Origin of the sequence: Thauera linaloolentis 47Lol = DSM 12138 (assembly GCF_000310205.1) — a bacterium.
Lineage (GTDB): Bacteria > Pseudomonadota > Gammaproteobacteria > Burkholderiales > Rhodocyclaceae > Thauera > Thauera linaloolentis.
In genome coordinates, this window is sequence record NZ_AMXE01000035.1 from 23,156 (window position 1) to 37,198 (window position 14,043).

The 14,043-nt window shown below is 64.4% G+C and carries 20 protein-coding genes; 17 read left to right on the forward strand and 3 right to left on the reverse strand.

What is annotated here, in order from left to right:
- Positions 1 to 10: 10 nt before the first annotated feature.
- A complete protein-coding gene (locus C666_RS10585; RefSeq protein ID WP_028792097.1) occupies positions 11 to 253 on the forward strand; it encodes a hypothetical protein in 243 nt (80 codons plus the stop codon).
- A gap of 20 nt (positions 254 to 273) precedes the next feature.
- Here the strand turns inward: C666_RS10585 and C666_RS10590 are convergent, their stop codons facing one another.
- Positions 274 to 570: a helix-turn-helix transcriptional regulator gene (locus C666_RS10590; RefSeq protein ID WP_004338236.1), complete on the reverse strand. Its 297-nt coding sequence runs from the start codon at positions 568 to 570 to the stop codon at positions 274 to 276.
- 763 nt (positions 571 to 1,333) lie between these two features.
- Between C666_RS10590 and C666_RS10595 the strand changes: the two genes are divergently transcribed.
- From C666_RS10595 to C666_RS10620, 6 genes are all read left to right on the forward strand, one after another.
- The gene (locus C666_RS10595) at positions 1,334 to 1,981 is read left to right on the forward strand and encodes a DNA methyltransferase (RefSeq protein WP_004338238.1); all 648 of its coding nucleotides are present in this window, start codon (positions 1,334 to 1,336) and stop codon (positions 1,979 to 1,981) included.
- Complete coding sequence (locus tag C666_RS10600; RefSeq protein ID WP_004338240.1) at positions 1,978 to 2,229, forward strand: hypothetical protein; 252 nt, start codon at positions 1,978 to 1,980, stop codon at positions 2,227 to 2,229. The genes C666_RS10595 and C666_RS10600 overlap by 4 nt, the downstream gene beginning before the upstream one ends.
- A 4-nt stretch (positions 2,230 to 2,233) precedes the next feature.
- A complete protein-coding gene (locus tag C666_RS10605) occupies positions 2,234 to 2,431 on the forward strand; it encodes a DUF6900 domain-containing protein (RefSeq protein WP_004338242.1) in 198 nt (65 codons plus the stop codon).
- A 942-nt stretch (positions 2,432 to 3,373) separates the two neighbouring features.
- Positions 3,374 to 4,141: a DUF2285 domain-containing protein gene (locus C666_RS10610; protein WP_004338244.1), complete on the forward strand. Its 768-nt coding sequence runs from the start codon at positions 3,374 to 3,376 to the stop codon at positions 4,139 to 4,141.
- 83 nt (positions 4,142 to 4,224) lie between these two features.
- On the forward strand, positions 4,225 to 4,506 hold the full coding sequence (locus tag C666_RS10615) for a helix-turn-helix domain-containing protein (RefSeq protein WP_004338247.1): 282 nt from the start codon (positions 4,225 to 4,227) through the stop codon (positions 4,504 to 4,506).
- Between the two features lie 26 nt (positions 4,507 to 4,532).
- A complete protein-coding gene (locus tag C666_RS10620) occupies positions 4,533 to 5,369 on the forward strand; it encodes a replication initiator protein A (protein ID WP_004338248.1) in 837 nt (278 codons plus the stop codon).
- 162 nt (positions 5,370 to 5,531) lie between these two features.
- Here the strand turns inward: C666_RS10620 and C666_RS21080 are convergent, their stop codons facing one another.
- On the reverse strand, positions 5,532 to 5,660 hold the full coding sequence (locus C666_RS21080; RefSeq protein ID WP_281169772.1) for a hypothetical protein: 129 nt from the start codon (positions 5,658 to 5,660) through the stop codon (positions 5,532 to 5,534).
- On the opposite strand from C666_RS21080, the gene parA reads away from it, so the two are divergent.
- From parA to C666_RS10645, 6 genes are read left to right on the forward strand one after another with little or no spacing between them, the layout of a single operon-like run.
- Positions 5,659 to 6,297 carry a ParA family partition ATPase gene (gene parA, locus C666_RS10625; RefSeq protein ID WP_004338249.1) on the forward strand — a complete coding sequence of 213 codons (639 nt, stop codon included), beginning with the start codon at positions 5,659 to 5,661 and terminating at the stop codon, positions 6,295 to 6,297. The two genes, C666_RS21080 and parA, sit on opposite strands and share 2 nt — an antisense overlap.
- Positions 6,294 to 6,578, forward strand: coding sequence for a hypothetical protein (locus C666_RS10630; RefSeq protein ID WP_004338250.1), 285 nt, complete (start codon positions 6,294 to 6,296; stop codon positions 6,576 to 6,578). Before parA ends, C666_RS10630 begins: the two co-directional genes overlap by 4 nt.
- Complete coding sequence (locus C666_RS10635; RefSeq protein WP_004338251.1) at positions 6,575 to 7,108, forward strand: DUF2840 domain-containing protein; 534 nt, start codon at positions 6,575 to 6,577, stop codon at positions 7,106 to 7,108. The genes C666_RS10630 and C666_RS10635 overlap by 4 nt, the downstream gene beginning before the upstream one ends.
- Positions 7,105 to 7,692, forward strand: a complete 588-nt coding sequence (locus C666_RS10640; protein ID WP_004338252.1) for a S26 family signal peptidase — start codon at positions 7,105 to 7,107, stop codon at positions 7,690 to 7,692. Before C666_RS10635 ends, C666_RS10640 begins: the two co-directional genes overlap by 4 nt.
- Positions 7,689 to 8,120: a hypothetical protein gene (locus C666_RS19785; protein ID WP_081593428.1), complete on the forward strand. Its 432-nt coding sequence runs from the start codon at positions 7,689 to 7,691 to the stop codon at positions 8,118 to 8,120. The genes C666_RS10640 and C666_RS19785 overlap by 4 nt, the downstream gene beginning before the upstream one ends.
- Entirely contained in the window at positions 8,117 to 10,063 is a 1,947-nt protein-coding gene (locus C666_RS10645; RefSeq protein ID WP_004338253.1) for a relaxase/mobilization nuclease and DUF3363 domain-containing protein, read from the forward strand. Before C666_RS19785 ends, C666_RS10645 begins: the two co-directional genes overlap by 4 nt.
- Here C666_RS10645 and C666_RS10650 read toward each other — a convergent pair.
- A complete protein-coding gene (locus C666_RS10650) occupies positions 10,060 to 10,974 on the reverse strand; it encodes a LysR family transcriptional regulator (protein ID WP_211206740.1) in 915 nt (304 codons plus the stop codon). The genes C666_RS10645 and C666_RS10650 overlap by 4 nt on opposite strands.
- A 52-nt stretch (positions 10,975 to 11,026) precedes the next feature.
- Here C666_RS10650 and C666_RS10655 point away from each other — a divergent pair, with 52 nt between their 5' ends.
- The 4 genes from C666_RS10655 to C666_RS20470 all read left to right on the forward strand — a co-directional run bounded on the left by C666_RS10655 (position 11,027) and on the right by C666_RS20470 (position 14,028).
- The gene (locus C666_RS10655; RefSeq protein ID WP_004338255.1) at positions 11,027 to 12,457 is read left to right on the forward strand and encodes an MFS transporter; all 1,431 of its coding nucleotides are present in this window, start codon (positions 11,027 to 11,029) and stop codon (positions 12,455 to 12,457) included.
- Positions 12,458 to 12,543: 86 nt separating this feature from the next.
- Positions 12,544 to 13,005 (forward strand): MerR family transcriptional regulator, encoded by a 462-nt coding sequence (locus C666_RS19790; protein WP_004338256.1) that lies wholly within the window; start codon positions 12,544 to 12,546, stop codon positions 13,003 to 13,005.
- Positions 12,947 to 13,330 carry a carboxymuconolactone decarboxylase family protein gene (locus tag C666_RS10660; protein WP_051019922.1) on the forward strand — a complete coding sequence of 128 codons (384 nt, stop codon included), beginning with the start codon at positions 12,947 to 12,949 and terminating at the stop codon, positions 13,328 to 13,330. Before C666_RS19790 ends, C666_RS10660 begins: the two co-directional genes overlap by 59 nt.
- Positions 13,327 to 14,028, forward strand: a complete 702-nt coding sequence (locus C666_RS20470) for an NHL repeat-containing protein (protein WP_154666156.1) — start codon at positions 13,327 to 13,329, stop codon at positions 14,026 to 14,028. Before C666_RS10660 ends, C666_RS20470 begins: the two co-directional genes overlap by 4 nt.
- Positions 14,029 to 14,043 lie beyond the last annotated feature (15 nt).

Here is a 14,043-nt window from a genome sequence, read left to right on the forward strand (position 1 = left end):
GGCTGACGTCATGGTTCACGATTTCACGCTGGTCTATGCACTGGACTCAGGCATGGGCTCGCAGGAGGATGTCCTTCGCCGGCTGGCGAACAGCGCCTGTGCCGATGTCACGGTCGGCTGGGGACGGCCGGAACATGTCGGCCTGGCGTTCAGCCGGGAGGCCATCGAACGCGATGCTGCGGTGAGGCTTGCCGTGGCCCAGGTAGCACAGGCGCTACCCGGAGCGGCGCTGGTCCGGGTAGATACCGCGTAGCAGGGCATCCGATGGCGTCGTCACCGAACTGGGCGATTCCGGCGCAGCCTCACGTCCGGACCCGGCGCAGTGTCGGTTTCCGCAGATCGAGAGGCTTGCTTGCGGCTTTCGATCCAGGCTTCGACTTCCTCCAGATCCCATACGACGCAGCGGGCGGTCAGGCGGAATCGGCGCGGGAATTCGCCGCGCTGCTCCATCTCGTAGATCGTTGTCTCGGCCAGGGGCACGATCTGGTGCAGCTCTCGGCGGCGGATGGTGCGCCGGAAAGGCAAAGGCGCCTTCGCCGGAAACTGGGGAAGGTTGTCGTAGCCGGCCATACCCGGATGGGGCAGAGATACCGGTTTGTTGGAGGCAGGGAGCGAAGAAGATGGCATGGCAGTGACCGTGATGGGATGCGTTGCTGTCTATGGTGGCTATCGTCGGCGATCGGCACAACCTGTTGGGGCGAAGCCGGTCGTGTCGAGGTATGGATGTTCGCTCTGTTCGCCTTATTTGTGTCATGCGGCGAATCTTTGTGGAGCATCGCGGATTTCGCCGTTGTGCCCGCAAGCTGCATTTCGTGTTGCGTATCCAATCGCAGCCATCCGACCTTGGCTCCTGGCGTCCCCGACCATGCAACATGGCCGGTCGCGCTCTCGTGCGTGGCATCGAGCCTCGCTGCGCGAGTCTCGCCCCTAACGGGCTTCCATCGCTGACGCCTACGGCCCGGCTTCCAGCTTCGGGCCTGCGCGCTCGCGCTTGCATGCAGTCGGCACACAGGGAAGGCCGTTACCTGTCCAGCCATCTTCCCTGACTTCATCCCCATAGTCCGCGACTGTAGCCCACGGCCAAAGGCCGTCAAGGCGCGCAGGGCCGTGCCTCGGCAAGCCTGCGGCCGCACCAACCCTGCGCTTGTTTCCTTGACAGCCTTTGGCCGCGCGCTCCTGACCGTCGCGGGCGATGAACTCAGGAAAGACGGTGGCAACGAGGCCAACCGGGTTCTTCGTGCCGACCGCACCGAACAGCCACAAAGGCTGGGCTCCGAATCTTGGAATCCGGTGTGCGGTGAACAGCAAACCCTTCTTTGTCAGGAGTATTGAAATGAGCCGTATTGTTTTAGGGGACTGCCTCGCCGTTCTGCCCACGCTGCCCGATCAGGCCGTGGATTTCGTCCTCACCGACCCGCCGTATCTGGTGAACTACCAAGACCGCAGCGGCCGCCGTATCGCCAACGATAAAAACGATAGCTGGCTGGTACCAGCCTTCGAGCAGATTTACCGCATCCTGCGCGATGATGCCTTTTGCATCTCGTTCTATGGCTGGAATCGCGTTGATCGCTTTTTCAACGCATGGCGCGCTGCGGGTTTTCGGGCGGTCGGCCATATCGTTTTCGCCAAGCCGTACCAGTCAAAAGCGAAGTTTCTACGCTATCAGCATGAGGCGGCCTATTTGCTTGCCAAGGGGCAACCGGCATTGCCGGACGAGCCTTTGCCCGACGTGCTGCCGTGGAAATACAGCGGCAACCGCTTGCACCCGACGCAAAAGCCGGTCGAATCCCTGGCCACCCTTATCGAGACCTTTTGCCCGTCGCGCGGCATCGTCCTGGACCCTTTCGCCGGTTCTGGGTCGACATGCGTTGCCGCCCGCCAGACTGGCCGCCGCTTCTTTGGCATCGAACTTGACGCCAAGTACCACGCCGCCGCGACTACCCGTTTGAGTACCACCCCCGCCGGGAGGGTTGCAGCATGAGCAGCAAAGCCAACAGGTTTGAAGGATTGAAGGCCTATCTGACCGGATACGGACGCCACAACCGCGATGCGCTCACCTTCATTGCCGAGTACGAACACTGGCCGAGACTGGCTTTGAAGGAAATCGAGCGACGAGCAACAGCCATCCTCGCCAACTTGCCCGATGACGAAGTGAAGGCCATCGCCCGGCGGGCGGTGAGCCTGCGTAAGCTGGCCCGGCAAGTGCAAACGGAACTTGATAAGGAGTAACGACATGGCAAAGCCCATTCTTTCACCCTCAACCAAGCGCGAGATTGCCGAGATTGCCCGCGTGCATCTGCATATCGAAACCCTCGAAGTACGCGGGCATGACAGCCTGGATTTTCATAGCCTTGCCGTCTGGAACGTGTCGGCAGCACTCGAAGCGGCATACCTGGCGGGCATGGTAGATCACTACCGGAAACGCGAATGACCGCAGGGCCAGCGGCGGCGGGCGTTGTCGCCCGTCGCCAGCGCCAGGCCCGTTCCATGGCCTGGCGCTGGCGAATCAAAATCCGGGCGTGGCGGTGGCCACACCCGGTTCCAACTTTCGACCAAAACAAAACCGCCCAGTCGCCGCCTTCGGCCAGGCAGCGACTGGGCGGCGCACAAGTTACCTTGAGCGCGAAAAACTCAACGCAGAAAGTGCAGCGGCACAGGATGCCGTCGGCGCTCCGATCGCGCCACGCTGCGATGGGTGGGGCGCTGTGCTGCTGATCGCGGCACGTCATCCCATCGCGAGAGGCCTCACGCGTCGCGTTCCTTCACCATTGCCTCCAACTGCCGGCGCAGGTGCGCCAGCAGTTCGTCGGTGTGCTTTCCGCTTCTGTGGCTTTACAGAAATCTGCATCGACGGATTCCAGTAAATCCACGCAACTGCATCCGTGCTTACGCACGAAGGCGTAAATCCGATTTGGCGGTTTTGCGCTTCGGCGTAAAGCCGCGTTTGCGCATCATTGGATTGGTGGAATTGCTGCCTTTGCCTCGGCGGCCCACGACCGCCCCGGAGCACGCGTCGTCGGAGTACACGCGACAGACCGAGCGAGGCAGAACCCTGTCGGGTTGAGCCCGGCTTACTGTGACTTTTTCAGTCTGGTGCTATACCGGACAAGTCTCAATCGAGACTCTTGCGACATAGCCGCAGCGGTCTGATCCAAATAGACATGATGCCCGGCGTGGCTTGCGGCAGGCTGGCCTGTACAGCGCCCCACGGTCGGGGCGCTGCCGCCGCCGCATTGAGACGGAAACCGCAACGCATCGGAGCCAATCGGTCTTGACAACTTCACCCGACTTTTTAACCCATGACGTTCTGACGATGGCGATGTAGCGCGTAACCCGGCCGTGGCGGCAATTCCTGTTCCCAGGAGGTTGCGTCATGGCCGACCGCGCCGCCGAGCCTTGGTATCCCACTGCCGCGTATCTGTACGTGCTGCATCTGGACGGCCTTGCGCTCGCCTGGGAGTACCTGCGCAGGCATCCCGACTACCGGCTCGACTGGCTGCGCCGTCATCGCCGGCCGCAGGCGGCACAAGGAACGGCGCATCGCTGGGGCTTGCGCCTGCTGGAAGACCCGGCCCTGGATGCGCGCGACGCGCATCCGGCCTGGCAGCCCGGCCACGCTGCAATGGTGCAGCTCTACCCGGACGAAGACCCGCCACCCGATGCCTTGATCTTCGCGTTCTGGCGCATCCCCGGTCACAAGCAACTGATCCACGACGGCAAGGGGCTGGCGCTGATCGCGCGCAGCCCAGGCCATTGCCTGCGCTTTGCGCTGGCCTCTGGCCTGGAAGACGGCATGGCTGTCGCCTATGCCTATCGCGGCGCTGCTGCGCCTGCGCGTCACCCCGAATCCGGCTTGGCGCTGGCCTGCGCCAAGCCCAGGCCGACACCGGCCGCGCTGCTGGAACTGCACACCCTGCAAGCACTCGACGCGACCCTGGCGGGCGCGTCCTTGCGCGAGGTGGCCGAGGGCTTGTTCGGCACCGACGCCGCAGCCGATTGGTACGCCGACGGCGGCCTACGCTCCAAGGTGCGCCGCCTGGTACGGCGCGGCGATGCGCTGATGCGCGGCGGCTATCGCCGCTTAGCACAACTTCCGCCGCTTGAGAAGGGTCGTTTTGATGCGGACGCAAAACGACCCTGATGCAAATCCCCCCGTTTCTTGAGACTGCCTCCATCCGGCCGCGCTGTGTGGCCGGTCGTTTTCAACCGATGGAGGTTCACACCATGCGTCCAGCACCTTTGCGGCCTGCCGCCGCTCCCGTTGCCACTCCGGCACAGCCGCAGCGTTATCTCACCAACGACGAAGCCGCCGAGTACCTGCGCCTGTCGCCGCGCACGCTGGAAAAGCAGCGCGTGATCGGCGGCGGCCCGCGCTTTCGCAAGTTCGGCCGGCGCGTCATGTACGCCGTGGCCGACCTCGATGCCTGGGCCACCGACCGCAGCTTCGAGACCACTTCCGATCCCGAATACGCCGAGCGCCATGCGGCGGACAGTCGTGCGCGCTGATCGCTGGCGCGCGCCAGGCCATCGCCATGTCCAAACCCTCGCAAGAGCGCGAACAGCTCGACCTGTTCCGCGCCTTGCCGGGCGAAGGCATGGCACCGCGCGACAGCCAGGACTTGATGGCCTTTCCGTTCTTCTCGCTGGCGAAGTCGCGGCGCACGGCGCCTATCGACTTCCGGGCGGGCAATGTGACGATCCGTGTGGAGGGCACGGCCGAGCACGGTATCGCCACCATTTGGGATGCCGACCTGCTCATTTGGGCGGCCTCGCAGATCGTGGAAGCACGCGACGCGGGACTGCGCCCGTCGCGGCTGATGCAGGCCACGCCCTACGAGATCCTGCGCTTCATCGGTCGCGGTACGTCGCTGCGCGACTACCAGCGCCTCAAAGCCGCGCTCGACCGGCTGCAATCGACCACGGTGGCCACATCCATCCGCGAGACGACCGGGCGGCGCCTGCACCGCTTCTCGTGGATCAACGAATGGAAGGAGCTGGCCGATGCCAGCGACACGCCGCTGGGCATCGAGCTGATCCTGCCGGACTGGTTCTATGCCGGCGTGCTCGATGCCGCCCTGGTACTGACCATCGACCCGGCGTATTTCCGCCTGACGGGCGGCATCGAACGCTGGCTGTACCGCCTGGTGCGCAAGCACGGCGGGCGGCAGGAATACGGCTGGCAGTTCGATTTTCAGCACCTGTACCGCAAATCGGGCAGCGTGGCGCGCTACTACGACTTCGCCGCCGACCTGCGGGCATTGGTCGCGCGCCAATCCTTGCCCGGCTACCAGTTGGGCATCGAGCACGTATCCGGGATTTCCTCGCCGCTGCTGACGTTCCGGCCCGTGCCGTCCACGGCACGGGGATAACTCCGGGAGAACCTGTGGATGGGCTCGTGCTATCAGGCAACAGAGGTATCGTGCTATCAGGCAACGAACTATCGTGCTATCAGGCAACAAAATCGCCCGCAAACCCGCGCCAATGCTGGGTTTTCGCGCCCCTTAACTTCCCTAACTTAAATACTCTAACTTTTAGTAGGGAAACGCCGCTGCGGTGGATAACCACCACGCGGCCACCAACGGCAGACAAAACCAGCCACCAGCCAGCAGGTTTTGCAGGCCGATCAAAGCCAGGTTTTCCAAACAGGGAGGCCAGGCCATGATCGTCGCTCTGCTCAACCAGAAAGGCGGCGTGGGCAAGACCACGCTCGCCACCCACATCGCCGGCGAGCTGGCGATGCGCGGCCAGCACGTCGTGCTGCTGGACGCCGACCCGCAGGGTTCATCGCTGGACTGGACACAGCGCCGAAGCCAGCAAGGCTTGCCACGGCTGTTCAGCGCCGTGGGGCTGGCCCGCGAAACGCTGCACCAAGAGGCGCCAGAACTCGCCAGGCGGGCCGATCACGTCGTCATCGACGGCCCGCCGCGCATCGCCGCCTTGGCGCGCTCCGCGCTGCTGGCGGCCGAGCGCGTGCTGATCCCGGTGCAGCCCAGCCCTTACGACCTGTGGGCCAGTGCTGAGATGGTGGCGCTGATACGTGAGGCGCAGGTATTCAGGCCCGAGCTGCGCGCGGCGTTCGTCATCAACCGGCGTGTCAGCACCACCGTCATCGGGCGCGAGGCGCGCCAGGCGCTCGCCGAGCAGCCATTGCCGGCGCTGCGTGCCGAGGTTCGGCAACGCATCGTTTTCGCCGACAGCGTGGCCGCTGGCCGGCTTGCACGCGAGATGGCGCCGGACAGCGCAGCCGCCCGCGAAATCACCGCACTGGTGGACGAACTGCTGCGGTGGCTGACATGACAGCGAAGCCGCCACCCAACAGCAAACGCACGGCCAAGCGCGTCGGCATCGGCGCGCGGCCGCCCGCGAATCCGCACGCGGAAGCGTGGATTCGCCAGGGCGATGCCGATGCACTAGGCAAAGGCGACCTCTACACGGCCCGCCTCACGCTCGACATCACGCCCGCGATGCGGGCGCGTATCAAGGTCTCGGCCTTCACGCAAGGCGTGACCGTGGCCGACCTACTACGCGGCCTGCTGGAACGGGAGTTTCCAGAGAACCGCACGGAGAACACACCATGACTGCATCTGCTTCGGCTGCCGCTGGCGCGGCCACGGCTGCGCTCGCAGCACCTACCGGCCAGCCTGCCAGCGCGCCGCTGACGCGCGTGGCGCTGGCCTACATCGAGGCCCGTTTCAAGCTCTATCTGCGCTTCGGCGAACCCGCGCGCACGCACCAGCTCGACCGCTGGCGGCGCAGCGCCGTGTTCCTGCCGAACGCGGTTCTGTGCCGTGTCCGTTGGCAGGCCAACGACTACGGCACGATCCGCTGGCAACTCATGGCGATGCAGGCTTGCACGCCGCTCGATGCGGCGCAGCGCATCCCCGGCGTCCAGCCGGGCGCACGCCTGCTGCTGCACGCCGAGGGAGAAAATCAGGTGCGCGCCGTGCTGGAACGCATCGACGCCATCGAGGCGCTGGGCATCGCGCCCGCCGCCGTCTCGCCCGCGTACTGGCGCACGCTGGGCAACCGGCTCGCTGCACGCCTGCCGCTGCCCGAATACACCGCCGAGCGGCACGCCGCCTGGCTCACAGGGAGGGCGCTGCCATGACCGCCGTTTCCACTGTCGGCTCCGCGCCGCGTTCTCGCTCACGCCTGCGCGTTCGCCTCGTGCTGGCGGGCCTGTCCGCCTGCGGCCTCGCTGCGCTGGCCTGGGCGTCCTTCGTGCATCCGTTGCCGCGTCTGATCTACAACCCGTCCGACAGCGTAGCGGTCGGTTGGTATCGCATCGAACCGTTCGCCCCGCACACCGCCTCGCTGCCACGTCCGCTGTCCGTGGACAGCATCGTCCTGACCACGCTGCCGCCAGATGCCGCCGCGCTGGCCGCACAGCGCGGCTACCTGCCGGCGCGCGTGCCGCTGCTCAAACGTGTGGGCGCGGTCGCGCCACAGCACGTTTGTGTCGTCGATGCCCTGGTCTGGATAGACGGCGTGCCGGTGGCCGCCGTTCGGCCCGCCGACCGGCTGGGCCGTCCGCTGCCATCCTGGCCGCAGTGCCGCCAGCTTCGGCCTAGCGAACTGTTCCTCTTGAGCACGACCAACCCAGCGTCGTTCGACAGCCGGTATTTCGGGCCCGTCAGCACATCCGCCGTGATCGGCATCGCGCGCCCGATCTGGCTGGAGTCACGCCCATGATGGCCGCCGATTCGCTGCGCATCATCGTGCTATCAGGCGTGTCAATCCGCTGCACGCCTTCGTGTCGTCGCGCGTGCAGTGCGAGCGCATCCGCGCTGCACTTCGCGCTGCCTTCCCATGTGCAGGCATCTTGCCTCGAACGCGCCCGGCCTGTGGCCGTCGCCGCGTTCGCCGGCGCGCTGGCTGCTCACACAGCAGCGCCGCCGGGCCGCCGCTGCCCGGAGCGCCAGCGAGGGGCAAAGGCGGAAGGCAAGATTGAAGGGTGCGGCACCAAGGTGCGCACAAAGTCAGTCTGCACGTGGGGGTGGCGCGGCACGCGCCAGATCGCGGCATCGTGCCGCGTGGAACGGCAATGCCTTGTCGGCATTGGCAAAACCGCGTGCCACGCACGCCCGGCCTTGACCGTTTTGGATGGAGGCACCCCATGAGCCGCAGCGACGATGACCGCTTCCGCATCCGCCCAGGCGCTCCCAAGCAGCGCGGCGACGCCTTCATCAATCAGGTGCTGCGCCAGGCCAGCAAAGCGGCCAATGCCACCGGCGGCAGGCGCGGCAGAGCGCCCGGTTCGCGCCTGGGGCGCGGCCATGTCGCGGCGCGATTCACCGGCCAGTCGCTGACGGGGAATTCGCGCCGCGCCACGGTCAAGGTGCGGCTGGTGTATCTCCAGAAGGTCGGCGCCCGCTCCACCATCACGCATCTGCGCTACATCGAACGCGAAGGCGTGGACCGCCAGGGCGGACCGGGCCGCGCCTACGGGCCGGCGACCGACGAGGCCGATACCGCCGCTTTCGAGGAACGCGGTCGGGAAGACCGCCACCAGTTCCGCTTCATCGTCTCCCCGGAAGACGCCGACCAGCTCGACGATCTGCGCACCTACACCCGGCACCTCATGCAGCGCATGGAGGCCGACCTGGGCACCCGGCTCGATTGGGTGGCCGTCGATCACTGGAACACCGACAACCCGCACACCCACGTCGTGCTGCGCGGCAAGGACGACACCGGCAAGGATCTCATCATCTCGCAGGAATACATCACCCGCGGCATGCGCGAACGGGCGGCGGAACTGGCGACCGAGTGGCTGGGGCCGCGTACCGAACTGGAGATACAGCGCACACTGGCTCGGGAAGTCGATCAGGAACGCTGGACCAGCCTGGACAGAACCTTGCAGCGCGAAGCCGTCGATGGCCTGGTGCGCACCGAGCGTTTCAGCGAACCCCGGCTGCAACGCCAGCGCATGCTGCTGGTCGGCAGGCTGCAACGGCTCCAGCGCATGGGGCTGGCGACGGAAACCACGCCCGGCACCTGGGCCGTGCATGCCGAGGCCGAACTCACACTGCGGGCAATGGCCGAACGCGGCGACATCATCCGCACCATGCAGCGTGCAATGGGGGCAAAACAGCGCGACCTGGCCGTGTTCCAGCCCGGCGACGACGGCCGCGTCATCGTGGGCCGCGTGGCAGGCAAGGGCCTGGCCGACGAGCTGTACGACAAGGGCTACCTGATCGTCGATGGCGCGGACGGCAAGGCCCACTATGTGGCGCTGCCGCCCAAGACCGAACTGGAGCAGTACCCGACCGGCGCTGTAGTGGAGGTGAAAGGTTCGTCCGACGTGCGCGCGGCCGACAAGAACATCGCCGCGCTGGCAAGCAGTGGCCTGTACCGCACCGACCATCACCTGGCGATTGAGCAAGGCCGGGCCAAGCCTGGCCGCGACCCGCAGGAGGAGGTTGTCGCCCACGTTCGCCGCCTGGAAGCCCTGCGCCGCGCCGGCATCGTGGAGCGCGTCGCCGATGGGCTGTGGAAGGTGCCTGACGACCTGGCCGAGCGTGGCCGCCGCTACGACGCCCAGCGCCTGGGCGGTGGCGTGTCGGTGGAACTGAAATCGCACCTGCCCATTGAGCGCCAGGCCCGCGTGATCGGGGCCACCTGGCTCGACCAGCAACTGATCGGCGGCGGCCAAGGGCTGGGCGACCTGGGCTTTGGCGGCGAGGCCAAGGAGGCGCTACAGAAACGCGCCGACTTCCTCGAAGAACAGGGGCTGGCCCAGCGGCGCGGGCAGCGCGTCATCCTCGCCCGCAACCTGCTGGGCACGCTGCGCAATCGGGAACTTGCGCAGGCCGCCCAGGACATTGCCGCCGAAACCGGGCTGGCGCATCGGCCCGTAGCGGACGGCCAGCGCGTGGCCGGCATCTACCGGCGCTCGGTCATGCTGGCGAGCGGGCGCTACGCCATGCTCGATGACAGCATGGGATTCAGTCTGGTGCCGTGGAAGCCGGTGATCGAGCAGCGCCTGGGGCAGCAGCTCGTCGCGACGGTGCGCGGCGGTGGGGTGTCCTGGGAGATTGCGCGGCCGCGCGGCCGCGCGATCTAGGTGGATAGCATCGAGGTGTCCGAAAAAACGCCTGCGATGTAGTCCATCACCACGCGTACAGGCTTGGATCGGCGTAGATCGCGGTGAACGACCAACCAAATATCGCGTGCAAACGAGTCTCCGGCGTGCTCCAGCCTGACCAAGTCGGCCTCGGTGTCGCCGATGAAGCAAGGTAGCCCAGCCACCCCTGCGCCAGCGCGCGCAGCGGCCAGATGGCTGCTGATGTCGCTCAACTCACATCCCACCGGCCGACCGTCGGCGATCTTCAATAGCCATTGCTGTTGAGGCATGTCGGCCAGTGATTCGTCGTAGGCAATGAATGTCCAGTCCGCCGACGGCACAGTGGCTGCGTAGTCTTTATGGGCGTACAGCGCGAATGGCATCCGGCCGATGCGGCGCACCACGTTGCTAGGTTCCTTGGGCCGAACCAGCCGCAGGGCCACATCCGCCTCTCTGCGGCTGAGAGACACCTGCTGGGATTGGGCCAGCACGGAAAGCTGAATCCCCGGATGTTCCCTGCGCAAGCCCGCTAGGTGCGACGCCAGGAAGTGAGCGACCAGCACGGGCGGAGCACTCAAGGCAACTTTCCCGTCCAACGGCTCCTGCTGGGCACGGGCATGACGGGCAATGCCAAAGGCCGCGGTTTCCATGCTCTGCGCCAGCTCCAAAATCTTCGTTCCGCCTGGTGTCAGCCGGCAAGAGCGCGGTAGCCGTTCGACCAGAGGCATTTGCAGTTCGGCTTCGAGTGCGCCTAGTCGGCGGCTGACCGTCGCGTGGTCCACATGCAGCGCACGCGCTGCGCCAGAAAGTGTCCCGGCACGCGCGATGGCCAGAAAATGGCGTAGATTCTCCCAGTCGAACATCTGTGCGTTTTCTCCAGGTTGATATGCAATTTTATGGAATTTACGCACAGAAGGAAAATCTCTAGCATGACGCCGAATTGATACGTTCTGGATTCACGTCATGCTTTTTTCGAGACACTCGCCACGCGGCACGCTGGCTGCTTCGGCTCTGGGGTTCGCTGTCGTCCTGTTGGACGTCAGTGTTGTCAACGTCGCTTTGGAGGCCCTGCGCCTGGAATTCGCCACCGACATTGCAGGACTGCAATGGGTGGTGAACGCTTATACCTTGGCGTTCGCCGCATTGTTGCTGACCAGCGGTGCACTGGGCGATCGCTTCGGGGCGCGGCGTGTCTTTTCGTGGGGATTCGTGCTTTTCACGCTTGCGTCGCTTGCCTGTGGCATCGCTAACGAGTTGGCTACGCTGGTGGTCGCACGCTTGGCCCAAGGCGTTGGCGCCGCGATGCTGGTGCCCAATTCCCTTTCAATGCTTCAAAAGGCATTCCAGCCAGGCGAAGAGCGCAGCCGGGCCGTGGGCTGGTGGGGCGCTGTGGGCGGCCTGTCACTGGCCGCCGGCCCCGTCGTGGGTGGCCTGCTGGTGACGCACCTAGGCTGGCGTTCCATCTTTCTGATGAATCTGCCCATTGGGCTCATGGGTCTTTTTCTGACCTTGCGCTTTGCGGCACCTGATGGCGAAGGGCATCGACGATGCCTGGACTGGCCTGGGCAAGTTGCGGCGGTGATCGCGCTGGCTTCGCTTACCGCCAGTCTGATCGAAGCCAGCAGTCTTGGATGGAGCGATATACGGGTTCAGGCAGGGCTGCTGCTGTTCATCGTGGCACTGGCCGGCTTCATCTGGATGGAGTCACGCACGAAGACCCCTATGTTGCCGTTGACCTTGTTCCGCAATCCGACGTTCACGATTTCATCGGTCACAGGTGTCGTCGTGAACTTTGCGTACTACGGTCTGGTGTTCGTGCTCAGCCTCTTCTTCCAGATTCAACAGCAGCTCACGCCTCAGCAGACGGGGCTCGCCTTCCTGCCGATGACCATCGTATTGGTCGCCGCGAACATCGTGGCCGGAAGGCTCATGACCCGCCTAGGCGCACGTCGCATTCTGGTGCTTGGACTGGGGCTTGCGGCCTGTGGCTACCTGCTGATGCTGCTGGCCAGCATCGATGGCCGCTACGGCATGCTGATCATCCCGATGCTGATGGCGGGCAGCGGTATCGCGTTGACCATTCCAACCATGACGAATGCCACGATGTCATCGGTGGACGCATCGCGTGCAGGTATCGCCTCGGGTGTTCTCAACTCTGCGCGGCAGATCGGCGGCATGTTGGGCGTGGCCGTGTTCGGGTATCTGGTTCGTGACACAGCCGCGCAGGCGTTCAGGCACGGCATGTACGAGGCGATGGTGTTGTCGGTTGCTCTGCTGTTCCTCGGTGGACTGTTGTGTTTTGTCGGCATGCCGAAGGTCATTCAGGAAGGAATTGCTGCATCGGAAAAGAAACTTCGACCTGCCACATTGCGAAAGCACGGTCACTCGACATAGGCATGTGGTCGTAGTTGGTTAGGCGCTCGACATTTTCGATATAAGGTGCTTGACTTAGAGCGCACTCTAACTTCTAGGATCACCCCATGGAATCCCATCTGACCATCGATGAAGTCGCCAAGCGCACGGGCCTGACGGCCTACACATTGCGCTATTACGAGCGCATCGGTTTGATCGCGCCGATCAGCCGTGCGCCCGGTGGGCAACGGCGCTATGCGGTATCGGACATGGCCTGGATCGAATTCCTGCTGCGGTTGCGAACGACAAACATGCCTATCGGCAAGATGCAGACGTTCGCAAAACTACGTGGCGCTGGGGACTCGACGGTGCCGGATCGTCGCCAGATGCTGGAAGAACACTTGACTGAAGTTCTTTCGGAAATCGAGGCGATGCGGCGGTCCGCGGATGCTTTGCAGGCAAAGATCGAGTACTACCGCTCGTTCGAGCAGTCCTTGGCGTCGGGTTCACACTCTGATGAAGGACATGCTGATGAACATCGAAAGCCGCTACGAACGCGGACTGGCCAAACTGCGGGAGATCGACGGTGAGGCCGGCGAACGTGTGCTGGAAAGTCTGGATGGCATTGCCCCTGACTTTGCGCGCTACCTGATCGAGTTCCCTTTCGGGGACATCTACTCCAGGCCAAGCCTGGATCTGAAAAGCCGGGAAATCGCGGTCGTCGCCGCGCTCACCGCGCTGGGCAATGCCGCACCTCAACTCAAGGTGCATATCCAGGGTGCGATCAATGTGGGGGTGACCCGTGCGGAAGTGGTCGAAACCATCATGCAGATGGCGGTGTATGCCGGGTTCCCGGCTGCTTTGAATGGATTGACAGTGGCAAAGGAAGTGTTCGCACAAGGAGCCAAGCAATGAAGCAGACGATTGTTCACATGGCACTCGCCATCACTGCTGCATGCGTAGCCGCTCCGACCGTGTTTGCCCAAACGAGCGCAGTATCAGCGGGTCAAGCCGAGACGTCGCAGAAGTCCACGCGCATCCATGAGGGATTGAGTTCGCCCGTCGGAATGGCCTATGACGCGAGCGGCAATCTCTACATAGCAAACTGGTCCGCAGGCACGGTTCTGCGCTTCGCTCCGGACGGGAAGCGCAGCGTATTTGCCGAAGGATTGAGTGGGCCATCGGGCCTGGCCATCTCTACTGCAGGCGACATCTACGTTGCTTCATACAGCGAAGATCTGGTCTGGCGCTTCACTCCTGCGGGCGATCAAAGCATTTTCGTCCGTGGACTAGCAACGCCAGCAGGCTTGTCTTTCGACGCACGCGGTCGGCTGCTGATCGCCAACAGGCGGACCAACCAGATTCTGGCCGCCCATCCTGACGGAAAGATCGACGTAGTTGCTGAGGGTCTGCAAACACCCGTAGGCGCCGTTGAGCTTCCCAACGGAGATCTTCTGGTAAGCAATATCGCAGGCGGTATCTCCCTGGTTTCAGGTGCCCCCCGCGCCCGCACCATCAACTCTGATTTGGGAAGCCCAGGCCCAGGCATCGTGCTGTCACCGACCGGCACATTGGAGCCAGTTGATGATCGGCACAATGGAGCCACCGCGTGATCGGCATATAGAAGC